Here is a 14,097-nt window from a genome sequence, read left to right on the forward strand (position 1 = left end):
TAGAGTAGGCGACTGGGTGTCCGACAAAGGCTTTGCCAGCATGGAGCTGGCATAGAGCCTATTCACGGCGTCCTTTGGCGGGACACCCAGGCGCCGAATTTTGATCTACGACGGGTATAGAGATTTCATCAGTGCTTTCTTGCCTGACCGGCATGACTTACGAACCATCGATAAGCATCCGTCAGGCCTTCTTCCAAGCCTATGCTATATTCCCAGCCTAACGCTTTAAGCCGCGACACATCCATCAGCTTGCGCGGCGTGCCGTCCGGTTTGGTCGCATCGAAGCTCAACTTACCTTTGAATCCGGTCACCTTCGCGAGCGTTTCGGCCAGTTCCCGAATCGTACAATCCACCCCGGTACCGACATTGATATGCGACAGCATCGGCTGCGTATTCGCTTGGTAAATGCCGGCATCCAACTCCATCACATGCACACTGGCGGCGGCCATGTCGTCGACATGCAAAAATTCTCGCTTCGGCGTCCCGCTGCCCCAAATCACAACTTCGTCATCGCCGGCTTGAACCGCCTGATGAAACCGACGGATCAAGGCCGGAATCACATGGCTGTTTTCGGGATGAAAGTTATCGTTCGGCCCGTAGAGATTGGTCGGCATCACGCTACGATAATCGCGCCCGTATTGGCGGTTATAGCTCTCGCATAATTTGATCCCGGCAATTTTGGCGATCGCATACGGTTCATTTGTCGGCTCGAGAACGCCCGTCAACAAAGCCTGCTCTTGCATTGGCTGTTCGGCAAACTTAGGGTAAATACAAGACGAGCCCAAAAACAACAATCGCTGAACGCCGTTAAGATGGGCCGCATGGATGATATTCGCCTCGATCATCAGGTTTTGGTAGATAAATTCGGCCGGCAAGGTATTATTGGCATGAATACCTCCGACTTTGGCAGCAGCCAAATAAACCTGATCGACCCGGTGCGCCGAAAAATAGGCCTGTACCGCCGCCTGATCCAATAGGTCAAGCTCGTCGCGCGCCGCCGTCAAAATAGACCGGTAACCTAAACTTTGTAAGCGGCGAACGATCGCGGAACCGACCATGCCTCGATGGCCGGCCACGAAAACAGTCTGATTAAGATCGCGGCTCATTATTAACTCTCCACCGAAACCGGTAAATCAAGCCCGTGCGACTTCAACAAGGCATGGCGTTTGGCGGCTTTAAGGTCTTCGCGCACCATTTCGGCGCACATCTCGCGCACCGTAATTTCGGGCACCCAGCCGAGCTTTTCCTTGGCCTTGGTGGGGTCGCCCAATAGGGTTTCGACCTCTGCCGGGCGGAAATAACGCGGATCGACTCGAACAATGACATCGCCAGCCGACAACGCCGGCGCCGAATTGCCGTCAATCGCTTCGACCACGCCGATCTCTTCAACGCCGCTGCCTTCAAAACGGAGAGCTATTCCTAGTTCGCCCGCAGACCACTCGATAAACTCGCGAACGCTGAATTGAACGCCGGTGGCGATGACGAAGTCGTCGGGTTCATCCTGCTGCAGCATCATCCATTGCATGCGTACGTAGTCCTTGGCGTGCCCCCAATCACGAAGCGCATTCATGTTGCCCATGAAAAGGCAATTTTCAACACCTTGCGCAATATTGGCCAAGCCTCGGGTAATCTTCCGGGTTACGAAGGTTTCGCCCCTGCGCGGCGATTCGTGATTGAACAAAATACCGTTGCAGGCATACATGCCGTAGGCTTCGCGGTAATTCACGGTAATCCAATAGGCATAAAGTTTGGCCGCTGCATAAGGCGAACGGGGATAAAACGGCGTAGTCTCCTTCTGCGGAGTTTCTTGAACCAAGCCGTATAATTCCGATGTAGATGCCTGATAAAAGCGAGTTTTTTGCTCCAAGCCCAACAAACGAATCGCTTCCAATAAACGAAGCGTCCCCATCGCATCGACATCGGCCGTGTATTCCGGCGATTCGAAACTCACCGCGACATGAGACTGCGCGCCTAGGTTATACACTTCATCCGGCTGTACTTCTTGCAAAATGCGAGTCAAATTGGAAGAATCGGTCAAATCGCCGTAATGCAGTACGAACTTTTGATTTTCGACATGCGGGTCTTGGTAAATATGATCGACCCGTTGCGTATTGAACGATGAAGCACGGCGTTTGATACCGTGAACTTCATATCCCTTCTCGAGTAAAAACTCGGCCAAATAAGAACCGTCCTGCCCGGTGATGCCGGTAATTAATGCTTTTTTTGTCATAAAATGCTCGTTTTAGTCAGTCATTCGTAAATCATATTTACGTTGTCAAATAATTTTTGTAATACCAAGACATAACCTCTGCTGGTCAAATTTCGGCACAGGCTTATCGACGCACCGAAGTATTCTACAGATTGCTCAAGAGCGTATATCCTAAAAAGTGCAGTTGAGCGCATCAAACTACCGTTCGCCCTGAGCAAAGTAAGCGCCCTTCGATAGCATGGCGTTACTATAAAACAGCCGCTGTTTGACGTATTTTTTGTATATTTACATCTTGGCAAGTTATTGATTTTTAATATATAAAAGCTGTTTCTTGAGAGCCTGTCGAAGGGTGAGGGGTAGTTTGAAGCCTCTCCAAGCCGGTGAAAGTGTTGTAGCCCCCTTCATGCGTCGACTTGGCTCAGCACGAACGGTCTACAACACATACCAACCGCTCTTTTTAGGTATATAGGTATGCTACCGGCATCCTCGTCAAGCGCGCTCTATACTAGGGCGTCGAAATTTACCGATTTTCAAGTCAGATAAAATGGTTGGCGCTTAATAGCCTAAGATCACCAACAATTTCAAATATATTTTGAGCTTAAAAAGCGGGAACACAGCAATTAGCTAAAAATGGCTTTTTTCGACAGCCTGCTCCATACCCTTTTTTACCCTGAAAATGGGAATTGCTGTAGTTAGCCGGTTGTGTGCGTTATATTCTTCTAGGCGGAGTATACTCATCGTAGATCAAAATTCGGCACCGGGGGCCCGTCAAAGGACGCCGTGAATACATCCATGTAGGCTCTATGCCAGCATCCATGCTGGCAAAGCCTTTGCCGAGCACCCCGGCGCCTCCTTAGGCACTGCCGAAATTTGAAGTGCGAAAGGTATATAATAGTTCAGTGCCTCAATTTAAAAAACCTAGCGTTAACCGGATAAAAACCATGGTAGAAGATCATCCGTTGATGAGCGAACGCAAGCACCGTTTCGGCTTTAATGCCAGCCTTAGGTACGATTTTCCCGCCGGCGTCGTGGTGTTTTTGGTCGCCGTGCCGTTATCGCTTGGCATTGCACTGGCCTCCGGCGCACCGCTGTTTTCAGGACTGATTGCCGGAATCATCGGCGGATTGGTCGTTTCCGGTTTAAGCGGATCATCTCTTGGCGTTAGCGGACCCGCTGCCGGCATTGCCATTATCGCTCATGCCGCGATACAAAGCCTTGGCTTTGAAGCCTTCCTGTTGAGCGTCGTTATAGCAGGCTTTATTCAGGTGACCATGGGACGAATCGGTGCCGGCATCGTCGGCTATTATTTTCCATCCGCGGTCATATCAGGCATGCTTACGGGAATCGGCATTATCATTTTTCTGAAACAGATACCGCATGCATTCGGCTACGACGTAGATTACGAAGGCGATATCTCCTTTACCCAAAGCGACCAATTCACAACGACATCCGAATTGGTCCATATGGTCGATTTTATTTCGCCCGGAGCGGTCATTATATCTTTGGCCTCACTGACTATTCTACTGCTTTGGGAGTCGCCATTTATTAAACGATACCGTTTTACGCAATGGATTCACGGCGCATTGGCGGCCGTAATAACCGGCGTAGCATCTAATCAATTACTCCTCGGATGGTTTCCCGAGTTGGCTTTGAGCGGCAATCATTTGGTTTCATTGCCTAAGGTCGATCGAGCCGTCGAACTGATCGCTTACCTAACGCTACCGGATTTTTCGCAAATCACCAACCTATCCGTTTACAAGACCGGATTCACCTTAGCCATGGTTGCCAGTCTTGAAACTCTATTGTGTGTCAAAGCCGTCGACAAGCTAGACCCGTATAAAAGAGTGACACCTAATAACAGGGAACTAAAAGCACAAGGCATCGGCAACATTTGCTCCGGTTTGTTAGGCGGCATCCCAATCGCCCAAGTCATCGTGCGCAGCTCAGCCAATATCTTATCGGGCGGCAGAACCAAGGCCTCGGCTTTTATTCATGGCGCATTGTTACTAACAGCTGTAATATCGATTCCCGGCCTTTTGAATACCATTCCGCTGGCTAGTCTTGCTGCGGTTTTGTTAGTCATCGGTTACCAGATGGCAGACTTGCGTCGCTTCATAACGATGTACCGAACGGGGATATATCACTTCATCCCCTTCGCCGCGACTGTGCTTGGGCTTATTTTTACCGACATGCTAACCGGCATTGCGATCGGCATGAGCATCGCGCTGTTTTTTATTTTGCTGGAAAATTTGAAAGTCGGCTTTTATCTTCATCAGGAACAAAAAGCCAATAAACACTTCATTACTTTATCTGAAAATGTCTCTTTTCTTAATAAAGCTAATATCCTGCAGCTACTAGACCAACTTCCCGAAAATTCGGAGGTCGTGATCGATGCAACCGGCTCCAAATACATCGACTTCGACGTCTATGAAATCATCCAGAATTTTAAAACCGAAGCCGAACGTAAGAATATTCATTTAGTTATCGAAAACCTAAGGGGTTATGGCGTTCTCGAGCCGTTACAAAGAGTTCATCCGCTCGACAAAGAATCGCAACAGTCGCTAACGCCTGAAAACGTTTTAGAAATCTTAAAAGCAGGCAACCAACGCTTTGTTTATAACTTAAAAGCTAACCGAAACTTATTGGAGCAAGTCAATGAAACCGTCGAAGGCCAGTTTCCGTTTGCGATCATTCTTAGCTGCATCGATTCTCGCACCTCAGCCGAATTAATTTTCGACCAAGGTTTAGGAGACATATTCAGCGTTCGCGTTGCCGGCAATATTGTTAATGACGACATTCTAGGCAGCATGGAATTTGCCTGTAAATTGGCTGGGTCCAAGCTGATTGTCGTGCTCGGCCATAGCCACTGCGGTGCAATCAAAGGCGCCTGCGCCGACGCCAAACTCGATCATCTTACCGGCTTGCTCGATAAGATTCGCCCGGCTGTCGATTCGGTTAAAAACGGTCGGCTAGCTCGAATTAGCAAACCTGACGACTCTCTAGTTGAACAAGTTGCCGAACGCAACGTCGAAATTATGGTCGAGCAAATCAGACAGCAAAGCCCTCTTCTAAATGCGATGGCAAGTAGCGGCGAAATCGGGATAATCGGCGCGATGTACAATATTGAAAACGGTAAAGTCAGTTTTTTTGAATAGCCTACTTCTACATTGTCGCAGCCGAACAACAAATCAAAAGCAACGACCCTAGCTTATTAAATCAACCGCAACAAATCCGCCGAGTTTTTGTTTTTTGTTGAATATCGCTATAATGCATGGTCTTGCTCGTTATATATCAACAAGCGCTGGTTTGCAGAATAATTCTTTAGTGTTATAGTTGGTTATTATCGCTTGACATGCGTTGTCTTGAAAAAGCAACATCCCCAATAACCTTTTCCGGCATATCCGGATTTAGTTCAGCCGATGAAAGAATATCTAATAATTCTGATAAGTACGATACTGGTCAATAATTTTGTACTGGTGAGATTTTTAGGATTATGCCCTTTTATGGGCGTCTCCCGAAAACTGGAAACGGCCTTGGGAATGGGTTTCGCGACGACTTTTGTTCTGACCTTATCCGCCGTTTGCAGCTATCTGGCGAACCGTTATCTGTTGATCCCATTAGAACTGGAATATTTACGCACAATCACATTCATCGTCGTGATTGCCTTTGTCGTGCAATTTACCGAAATGGTCGTTCACAAAACCAGCCCGCTCCTTTACCAGGTACTGGGAATATTTTTGCCGCTAATCACCACTAATTGCGCAGTTCTAGGCGTCGCCCTGCTGAATGTACAAACCCGACACGGTTTCCTGGAATCGGCTTTATACGGTTTCGGCGCTGCGGTCGGTTTTTCAATGGTATTGACCCTTTTCTCGACGCTACGAGAAAAAATCGACGTTGCCGACGTCCCCCAGCCTTTCAAGGGCAACTCGATAGCGCTAGTAACGGCCGGGTTAATGTCCATGGCATTCATGGGATTCAGCGGCTTAGTTAAAGGCTAAAGTTTCAGCCAATCAATTTCAAGTAATCGCTCTCGCGAATCCGTTCAAATTTTACATTTACCCTCGACACACTCAGGGCGAATGAAAAATGCAACAAACCTCATGACATCAATGCAAAGCGATGGAACGATGAGCGAGAATTGTTACTCAAATACCAATTATTCTAATTCGACCAGATAAATCCGATGATACTAATCATTTGCATCACATTTGCCGTATTTGGCGTAATACTCGGATTTTCGGCCATCTATTTTAGGGTCGAAGGCGATCCGATTGTCGATAAAATCGAAGCGATTCTTCCGCAAACGCAATGCGGGCAATGCAGTTTTCCCGGTTGCCGTCCTTATGCCGAAGCGATCGCTGCCGGCGACGCCGATATCAACCAATGCCCGCCGGGGGGACAAGACGGCGTCGAAGCGTTGGCCGACTTACTGGGCGTCGAAGCGAAACCGCTCAACGCCGAATTCGGCGAAGAAAAACCCAAGAGCGTCGCGGTCATCATCGAGGACTTGTGCATCGGCTGCACCAAATGCATTCAAGCTTGCCCGGTCGATGCGATACTTGGCTCCGCGAAGATGATGCATACCGTGATAGCCGGTGAATGCACCGGCTGCGAGCTTTGCGTCGACCCTTGCCCGGTCGATTGCATCGTTATGGAACCGATACCCGAAGACCTTAACAACTGGCAATGGCCGGAACCGGAAAAGAAATATGCTTAAAACCTGGCGCTTTCACGGCGGCTTGCGCTTGCCCGCACACAAAAATCTATCGGCACACCGACCGATTGTCAACGCCGCGCTACCGAAACAACTAATTTATCCTTTGCAACAACGCTCAGGCGTGCAACTCAAGCCGACCGTCACCCCCGGCGAAAGCGTGTTGCGCGGCCAAATCATCGCCGATTCCGATCATTTCCTGGCAACCCCGCTTCATGCTGCAAGCTCGGGTACCGTTAAAACAATTGAAGATCGCATCATTCCTCATCCCTCCGGGTTATCGGACTCGTGCATCATCATCGACACCGACGGGCGCGATGAAGCATTGGCATCCGAACCTGTTGCCGATTATCGCCTGGAACCGGCATCGGCACTACGTACTAAAATTCGCCAAGCCGGCATTGTCGGTCTAGGCGGCGCGGCTTTCCCTACCTCGATCAAATTGAACCCGGGGCCGCAACGCCATATCGACACGCTTATTTTGAACGGCGCGGAGTGCGAACCCTATATCACCTGCGATAATGTCCTGATGCAAGCCGAACCGGATACTATCGTTCAAGGCGCGCTAATTTTGATGCATGCATTGCAAGTCGGCAACGGCATCATCGCTGTCGAAGATCACATGACCGAAGCATACGAGGCATTATCGGCCGCCATCGAACAATCGAGGGATCGCCGACTGACCGTAGTGAAAATCCCCGCCCTGTACCCGACCGGCGGCGAAAAACAATTAATCCGCGTCGTCACCGGCAAAGAAACACCGTCAGGCGGCATTCCTGCCGATGTGGGCGTGATTTGTCAAAACGTCGGCACGGCTGCGTCCGTGTATAACGCCATTTGCCGTGGCTTACCGTTAACCGAGCGTGTCGTGACCGTCACCGGCCAGGGCGTTAAGCAACAACAAAACCTGCGTGCGCGCATCGGCACGCCGATTAGCGATTTGATCAACCAATGCGGCGGCTATCAAGACTCTGTGGAGCGTTTGATCATGGGCGGCCCCATGATGGGTTTCGCGTTACCCGAGGACGACATACCAATCGTCAAGGCCACCAACTGCATTCTAGCCGCTGCCGAATCGGAAGTCGCCACAAGTAAAGAGACCCGGCCTTGTATTCGCTGCGGCGATTGCGCGAAAGCCTGCCCGGTAGACTTGCTGCCGCAACAGCTTTACTGGCATAGCCGTGCCGGCAATTTGGAGAAATGCAAAGAATTTAGCCTATTCGATTGTATCGAATGCGGCTGTTGCGAGGTTGTTTGTCCGAGCCAGATCCCATTGGTGCAATATTACCGAGCCGCGAAAAGTAAGACCGTCGCCAAGGCCAAAGAGGCTGAAAAAGCGGCAATCGCAAAACGCCGGCACGACTTCCTTCTTGAACGCAAGGCTCGTGAACAGGCCGAAAGAGCCGAACGTTCTCGCCGCAAAAAAGAATCCCTGGCTAAATTAAAAGCCGCTGAAACCGCCACCGAAGGAGCGGAATAAATGAAATTCTCAACCGTCATGTCGCCGCACCTTCAACCTGTCAACAGTGTTGACCGGGTCATGCTGCAAGTCTTGTTAGCCTTGATTCCCGGAATTGCCGCGATGACTTGGTTTTTCGGCATCGGCGTCTTAATCAACATTACCCTAGCAGTTGTCGTTGCGCTGCTTGCCGAAGCATCGATTCTGGGCTTACGCGGCCGGCCGATCGGCTCGACGCTCAAAGACTTGAGCGCCGTCGTAACCGCCGTGCTACTGGCAATTTCGCTGCCGGTCATTGCGCCATGGTGGATTACCGTCGTAGGTATCTTGTTCGCGATAGTAATCGCTAAACATTTATACGGCGGCTTAGGTTACAACCCGTTCAATCCGGCGATGGCAGGCTATGTCTTACTATTGGTTTCGTTTCCAATGCAGATGACCGCTTGGCTCGCGCCTATCGAACTCGGCTCGGTCGCATTGAACGAAGTCGACTGGCTTAAATTGATTTTTCTCGAGCAACTACCGGCAAACATCGAATTCGATGTGATCACGATGGCCACACCGCTGGATAGCGTCAGAACTCAATTGGGGCTAGGCAGATCGGTACCGGAAATAAAAACCGATTCCGTTTTCGGACTTTTAGCAGGAAAAGGCTGGGAATGGGTGGCCGGGGGCTATTTGCTTGGCGGACTCTGGCTCCTATGGCGTAAAATCATCGGCTGGCAAATTCCGGTCGGATTGCTGCTTGGACTCGGGCTCTTCGCGAGTATTTGTTATGCAATCGACAGCAATCAATTTGCATTGCCAAGCTTTCACTTAGTGGCCGGCGCGACAATGCTGGGCGCTTTTTTTATCGCAACCGACCCGGTAACCGCAGCCACATCGGTTAATGGCCGAATTATTTACGGACTACTAATCGGCTCGCTGGTTTATATTATTCGCGTTTGGGGCGGCTACCCGGATGCAATGGCTTTCGCGGTTTTATTGGGTAACTTAACGGCGCCGGCAATCGATTATTTCACGCGCCCTCGCGTCTTCGGTCAAAAAGCATGAACGCCATTATTAAAAATACGTTATCGGCTGCCACGATATTGGGCATTTTTTCGTTATTGGGCTTGGGTTTAACCTCACTTACTTTTCATAAAACCGAAGCAAAGATACAGGAAAATGAGCGGCAAGCCTTACTGGCTAACTTGAAAGCCGTGATCCCCGAGTCGCTTTACGACAACGACATCGTCAATGATACGCTCGAAGTGACCGACCTCAACCAGGACTCCACAAAACCGGCAGTCATTTATCGCGCCCGAAAAAAAGACAATCCGGTCGCAGCGGTCATGACAGTGGTGACGCCTTTCGGTTACAGCGGCAATATCACCCTTTTGGTAGCGATCAAAACCGACGGCACCCTCACCGGCGTTCGGGCTATTGCTCATCGCGAAACGCCGGGGCTAGGCGATAAAATTGAAATCGAGCGTAGCGACTGGATCTTAGCGTTCGACGGAAAATCGCTCGCCATGCCCAAAACACAGGAATGGGCCGTTAAACGTGATGACGGCTATTTCGACCAATTTACCGGCGCAACAATCACGCCACGCGCTGTTGTAGGGGCTGTTAAAAACGCATTGCTTTATTTCAAGCATAACCAGTCCCTGATTTTTTCAACGACAGAATCGACTCCCGAAGGAGGAAATTAATGCTCTCCGAATACAGCAAAATCGTCAAAGACGGCTTATGGCTTAATAACCAAGCCTTCGTCGCATTACTCGGACTGTGTCCGCTACTTGCCGTAAGCAACACGGTCATTAACGGCCTCGGGCTTGGCCTTGCCACGACGATGACATTGGTATTGTCTAACACGATCATCTCGCTAATCCGTAATTTCGTCCCCGACGAAGTCCGTTTACCGGTATTCGTACTGGTCATCGCCAGCGTGGTCACGATGATCGAACTCGCGATGAACGCATGGTTCTTCGGTCTCTATAAAATCCTCGGCATTTTCATTCCGTTGATCGTCACCAACTGCTCTATCATCGGCCGGGCCGAGGCGTATGCTTCAAAGCAACGCGCCGACAAGGCCTTTTTAGACGGCCTGTTTATGGGACTTGGCTTCACCTTTGCACTAGTTACGCTTGGCAGCCTGCGTGAAATCATCGGTTCGGGAACTTTATTCGCGAAGGCCGAATTGATGTTCGGCGAAGCTGCTAAAACCTGGCAAATCGATGTGATAACCGATTATTCCGGCATGCTGTTGGCGATATTACCGCCCGGCGCATTTATCGGCCTCGGCTTGTTGATCGCATTAAAAAATATTATCGACACCAAGGTCAAACAGCGTAAACCGGCCCAAATTCAAATTCCGATTCAAGTCGCCCAGGAACAGTGAACCAAACCAAACGTCAGGCAATTTTCGACAGACTGGCGGCGACGATACCGGAACCGACTACCGAGCTAACATACTCGTCGCCTTTCGAACTGCTTATCGCTGTCGTATTGTCGGCCCAAGCCACCGACAAGAGCGTCAACAAAGCCACGGCGCAGTTATTCCCCATCGCCAATACGCCCGAATCGATTTTAAACCTTGGCGAAGCCGGATTAAAAGAACATATCAAGACTATCGGGCTGTTCAACAGCAAGGCTGCGAACATCATGCAACTGTGCCGGCAAGTGCTCGAAAAACACAATGGCCAGGTTCCGCAAACCCGCGACGAGCTCGAAGCGTTACCCGGCGTCGGCCGTAAAACAGCAAACGTCATTTTGAATACCGCATTCGGCCACCCGACAATTGCAGTCGACACCCATATCTTCCGAGTCGCGAATAGAACACGTATCGCCCCAGGAAAAAACGTGCTCGAAGTCGAACGAAAACTGGACAAATACGTCCCGAAAGCCCACAAAAAAGATGCACATCATCTGCTGATCCTTCACGGCCGATATACTTGCACGGCAAGAAAACCGAAATGCCCGGATTGCATCATCGCCGACCTCTGCGAATTCAAGAAGAAGAGTGTTTAATAAAATTATTGGGTTCAATTAAGTCACAAAAGTGACACACTGCTAACTGCTAACTGCTAACTGCTAACTATTGACCCTGCAAAAAGCCGTTGTATCCTTATCAAAAATAGCTAAGCATCCATCGCACTCTTAGAATAAACTTTTACGTTGTTTGCATCCCTCGCCAAAACATTGTAAAAAGAGGAACTGATCTAGTTGCTGCGCTGTCGCAGCAATGTTGCAATACTTGCTTATACCCGTCGTAGATCAAAATTCGGCGCCTGGGTGTCCGCCAAAGGACGCCGTGAACCCAGCATCTAAATTATCCAAGATAATTAACCATGGCCAATGGGCTATGGAATTTAGGTGCTGGGTAAATACGTCCATGTAGGCTCTATGCCACAGCTCCATGCTGGCAAAGCCTTTGCCGAACACCCAGGCCCCCTCCTCTGGCGCTGCCGAAATTTGAAGTGCGAAAGGTATAACGCAATTCATAAACGATTCAGATTTTTTTGCTAGCCTTACAAGGTATTAATCAATCTGATTTTTCCACAACCAAAACACACTGGGATTTATTATGAAAAAAATGAACAAATCACCATTCGCTGCAGCAATGGGCACCGCTATGGTTTCTACTCTCGCTTTATCTACTGCACACGCCGAGGCTAATCCATTCGGCATGACCGAACTCTCTTCCGGTTACATGCAAGTCGCCGAGGCCGAAATGACCTGCGGCGAAGGCAAATGCGGCGGCATGACCAGTACGCCGAAAATGGAAGAAGGCAAATGCGCCGGCAAAAAAGACGAAAAACCTGCAGCTGCCGACAAGTCAAGCAAGGAAATGACTTGCGGAGAAGGCAAATGCGGCGGCATGACAAAACCGGAAGGCGATGCCGATAAAACCAAATAAAATGAAGCAAAACGGCTTTCATTAAAATTTTGCTTTACTTCAAACAAAGCAATTGCGTCCTAATAGAGGGTGATCCAATCACCCTCTATCCAGCAAAAAACAACAGGTGTTCCGATGAACACGACTCAACATCTAGTCAGTGGCGTAGGTCTTGGTTTACGCCGAACTTTTCTGAATAGCATCGTCGACACGCCCCCCGCATCAGTCGATTTTTACGAAATCGCTCCCGAAAATTGGATAACGATCGGCGGCAAATTCGGCCGGCAACTGCGCAATATGACCGAGCGTTTCGACTTCGTTTGTCACGGACTTTCCTTATCGATCGGCAGCACCGACCCGTTGGATGAAACCTTTATCAAGGCCGTCAAATCCTTCATGACCGAACACGGCATCAAACTGTATAGCGAACACCTTAGCTATTGCAGCAAAGACGGCCACCTGTACGATCTAATGCCGATTCCTTTTACCGAAGAAGCGATTACTCATACCGCAGCGCGCATTCGCCGCGTTCAGGACATTCTCGAACAAAAAATCGCGATCGAGAATGTTTCCTATTATGCTGCGCCGGGCCGGGAAATGGATGAAATCGATTTTTTCAACGCCGTGGTCAACGAAGCCGATTGCGACATCTTGCTCGATATCAACAATATCTATGTCAACAGCGTCAATCATGGCTACGATGCCGAAACGTTTTTAAAGGCGATACCTGCGCAGCGAATCGCCTATGCACATATTGCCGGCCATTATGTCGAAGCCGAAGACTTTTTAGTCGACACGCACGGCGCCCCGGTCATCGACCCGGTCTGGAAACTGCTTGGCAAGGCTTACGAACTCTACGGCATATTCCCAACCTTGCTGGAGCGGGACTTCAACATTCCGCCACTGCCGGAGTTAATCAAAGAAACCGAAACGATCGCCGCCATTCAACACGCCTGGAAAAATCAACATGAGCGTAGGACAGCATAAAGCCAAAATCGACTTCAAAGCCAAACAGCAAGAATTTGCCGCTTTCATTCGAAACCCCGACCGAAACCCGGCTCCGGGCGATGTGGCCCCGGAACGCATGTCGATGTACCGCGAGTTGTTTTTTAATAATGTCGAAAGCTTTTTATCGAGCAACTTTCCGGTATTGAAATCGCTGCTCTCAGAGGAAAGTTGGCTTGCGCTCGCGCGGGACTATTATTCGGAACACCGCAGCAGCACGCCCTATTTTTCTGAAATCCCCGAAGAATTTTTGGATTATTTGCAAAACGAACGCCAGTGTTCGGACGATTTGCCCTTCATGCTCGAACTCGCACATTACGAATGGGTGGAAATGGCGCTGGCAATCGCAAAGGAAGAAGCGCCCGCAATCATTGCGCCGGCGATAGATTTAAGGCCCGCGCCGTTATATCTATCGCCACTGGCTTGGCTTTTAGCCTATCGTTTTCCGGTTCATCAAATCTCAACGGACTTCATTCCTTATGAAGCGCCCGAGCAACCCAGTTTTTTGATCGTTTATCGAACTCCGAACGATAACGTGAAGTTTATGCAAATAACGCCATCGACCTATCGGCTTTTGGAGATCCTGCAAAATACCCCGGGAATCTCTGCCGAATCTTGCATAACACAGCTCGCGGGAGAACTCCAGGCAGGCGATATACAGTTGTTTATCGACCAAGGCTTGAAAACCTTACGCGAATTAGCGGACAAATCGATTATTTATAGCGCTTAAAATTCAAAGTAAGTCGGGCACGCATCGCGTTACCTTTGTTACATGGAAAAAGTATACCACCATGAAGATCATGAAGAATAGGAAGTTATTTATCGCG

13 protein-coding genes are annotated in these 14,097 nt (G+C 49.5%); 11 read left to right on the top strand and 2 right to left on the bottom strand.

Annotated features, from left to right (window positions below; all coding sequences use genetic code 11):
• Positions 1 to 128: 128 nt before the first annotated feature.
• Together fcl and gmd are read right to left on the bottom strand one after the other, a co-directional pair.
• On the bottom strand, positions 129 to 1,106 hold the full coding sequence (fcl, locus tag METBU_RS0112705; RefSeq protein WP_017840985.1) for a GDP-L-fucose synthase: 978 nt from the start codon (positions 1,104 to 1,106) through the stop codon (positions 129 to 131).
• Positions 1,107 to 1,108: 2 nt separating this feature from the next.
• Positions 1,109 to 2,230, bottom strand: a complete 1,122-nt coding sequence (gmd, locus tag METBU_RS0112710; protein ID WP_017840986.1) for a GDP-mannose 4,6-dehydratase — start codon at positions 2,228 to 2,230, stop codon at positions 1,109 to 1,111.
• 920 nt (positions 2,231 to 3,150) lie between these two features.
• On the opposite strand from gmd, the gene METBU_RS0112715 reads away from it, so the two are divergent.
• The 11 genes from METBU_RS0112715 to METBU_RS0112770 all read left to right on the top strand — a co-directional run bounded on the left by METBU_RS0112715 (position 3,151) and on the right by METBU_RS0112770 (position 14,000).
• Positions 3,151 to 5,364, top strand: coding sequence for a bifunctional SulP family inorganic anion transporter/carbonic anhydrase (locus tag METBU_RS0112715; protein ID WP_017840987.1), 2,214 nt, complete (start codon positions 3,151 to 3,153; stop codon positions 5,362 to 5,364).
• 264 nt (positions 5,365 to 5,628) lie between these two features.
• Positions 5,629 to 6,210 (top strand): electron transport complex subunit RsxA, encoded by a 582-nt coding sequence (gene rsxA, locus METBU_RS0112720; RefSeq protein ID WP_026130206.1) that lies wholly within the window; start codon positions 5,629 to 5,631, stop codon positions 6,208 to 6,210.
• A 185-nt stretch (positions 6,211 to 6,395) separates the two neighbouring features.
• Positions 6,396 to 6,929, top strand: coding sequence for an electron transport complex subunit RsxB (gene rsxB, locus METBU_RS0112725; protein ID WP_017840989.1), 534 nt, complete (start codon positions 6,396 to 6,398; stop codon positions 6,927 to 6,929).
• Positions 6,922 to 8,406, top strand: coding sequence for an electron transport complex subunit RsxC (gene rsxC, locus METBU_RS24055; protein ID WP_017840990.1), 1,485 nt, complete (start codon positions 6,922 to 6,924; stop codon positions 8,404 to 8,406). Before rsxB ends, rsxC begins: the two co-directional genes overlap by 8 nt.
• Positions 8,407 to 9,438, top strand: a complete 1,032-nt coding sequence (rsxD, locus tag METBU_RS0112735) for an electron transport complex subunit RsxD (RefSeq protein WP_017840991.1) — start codon at positions 8,407 to 8,409, stop codon at positions 9,436 to 9,438.
• Positions 9,435 to 10,079, top strand: coding sequence for an electron transport complex subunit RsxG (rsxG, locus tag METBU_RS0112740; protein ID WP_017840992.1), 645 nt, complete (start codon positions 9,435 to 9,437; stop codon positions 10,077 to 10,079). Before rsxD ends, rsxG begins: the two co-directional genes overlap by 4 nt.
• On the top strand, positions 10,079 to 10,768 hold the full coding sequence (locus METBU_RS0112745) for an electron transport complex subunit E (protein ID WP_017840993.1): 690 nt from the start codon (positions 10,079 to 10,081) through the stop codon (positions 10,766 to 10,768). The genes rsxG and METBU_RS0112745 overlap by 1 nt, the downstream gene beginning before the upstream one ends.
• Positions 10,765 to 11,397, top strand: a complete 633-nt coding sequence (gene nth / locus METBU_RS0112750; protein WP_017840994.1) for an endonuclease III — start codon at positions 10,765 to 10,767, stop codon at positions 11,395 to 11,397. The genes METBU_RS0112745 and nth overlap by 4 nt, the downstream gene beginning before the upstream one ends.
• Positions 11,398 to 11,953: 556 nt before the next feature.
• Positions 11,954 to 12,286, top strand: a complete 333-nt coding sequence (locus tag METBU_RS24060; protein ID WP_040575325.1) for a hypothetical protein — start codon at positions 11,954 to 11,956, stop codon at positions 12,284 to 12,286.
• 114 nt (positions 12,287 to 12,400) lie between these two features.
• Complete coding sequence (locus METBU_RS0112765) at positions 12,401 to 13,252, top strand: HvfB family MNIO-type RiPP peptide maturase (protein ID WP_017840997.1); 852 nt, start codon at positions 12,401 to 12,403, stop codon at positions 13,250 to 13,252.
• Entirely contained in the window at positions 13,233 to 14,000 is a 768-nt protein-coding gene (locus tag METBU_RS0112770) for an HvfC family RiPP maturation protein (RefSeq protein WP_017840998.1), read from the top strand. The genes METBU_RS0112765 and METBU_RS0112770 overlap by 20 nt, the downstream gene beginning before the upstream one ends.
• Positions 14,001 to 14,097 lie beyond the last annotated feature (97 nt).

Source organism: Methylotuvimicrobium buryatense 5G, assembly GCF_000341735.1.
In the GTDB taxonomy this organism is placed as follows: Bacteria; Pseudomonadota; Gammaproteobacteria; order Methylococcales; family Methylomonadaceae; genus Methylotuvimicrobium; species Methylotuvimicrobium buryatense.

Excerpts from the sequence above, each read along its gene's own strand:
- fcl (WP_017840985.1), bottom strand. The coding sequence starts at position 1,106 with ATGAGCCGCGATCTTAATCAGACTGTTTTCGTGGCCGGCCATCGAGGC.
- gmd (WP_017840986.1), bottom strand. The coding sequence starts at position 2,230 with ATGACAAAAAAAGCATTAATTACCGGCATCACCGGGCAGGACGGTTCT.
- METBU_RS0112715 (WP_017840987.1), top strand. The coding sequence starts at position 3,151 with ATGGTAGAAGATCATCCGTTGATGAGCGAACGCAAGCACCGTTTCGGC.
- rsxA (WP_026130206.1), top strand. The coding sequence starts at position 5,629 with ATGAAAGAATATCTAATAATTCTGATAAGTACGATACTGGTCAATAAT.
- rsxB (WP_017840989.1), top strand. The coding sequence starts at position 6,396 with ATGATACTAATCATTTGCATCACATTTGCCGTATTTGGCGTAATACTC.
- rsxC (WP_017840990.1), top strand. The coding sequence starts at position 6,922 with ATGCTTAAAACCTGGCGCTTTCACGGCGGCTTGCGCTTGCCCGCACAC.
- rsxD (WP_017840991.1), top strand. The coding sequence starts at position 8,407 with ATGAAATTCTCAACCGTCATGTCGCCGCACCTTCAACCTGTCAACAGT.
- rsxG (WP_017840992.1), top strand. The coding sequence starts at position 9,435 with ATGAACGCCATTATTAAAAATACGTTATCGGCTGCCACGATATTGGGC.
- METBU_RS0112745 (WP_017840993.1), top strand. The coding sequence starts at position 10,079 with ATGCTCTCCGAATACAGCAAAATCGTCAAAGACGGCTTATGGCTTAAT.
- METBU_RS24060 (WP_040575325.1), top strand. The coding sequence starts at position 11,954 with ATGAAAAAAATGAACAAATCACCATTCGCTGCAGCAATGGGCACCGCT.
- METBU_RS0112765 (WP_017840997.1), top strand. The coding sequence starts at position 12,401 with ATGAACACGACTCAACATCTAGTCAGTGGCGTAGGTCTTGGTTTACGC.
- METBU_RS0112770 (WP_017840998.1), top strand. The coding sequence starts at position 13,233 with ATGAGCGTAGGACAGCATAAAGCCAAAATCGACTTCAAAGCCAAACAG.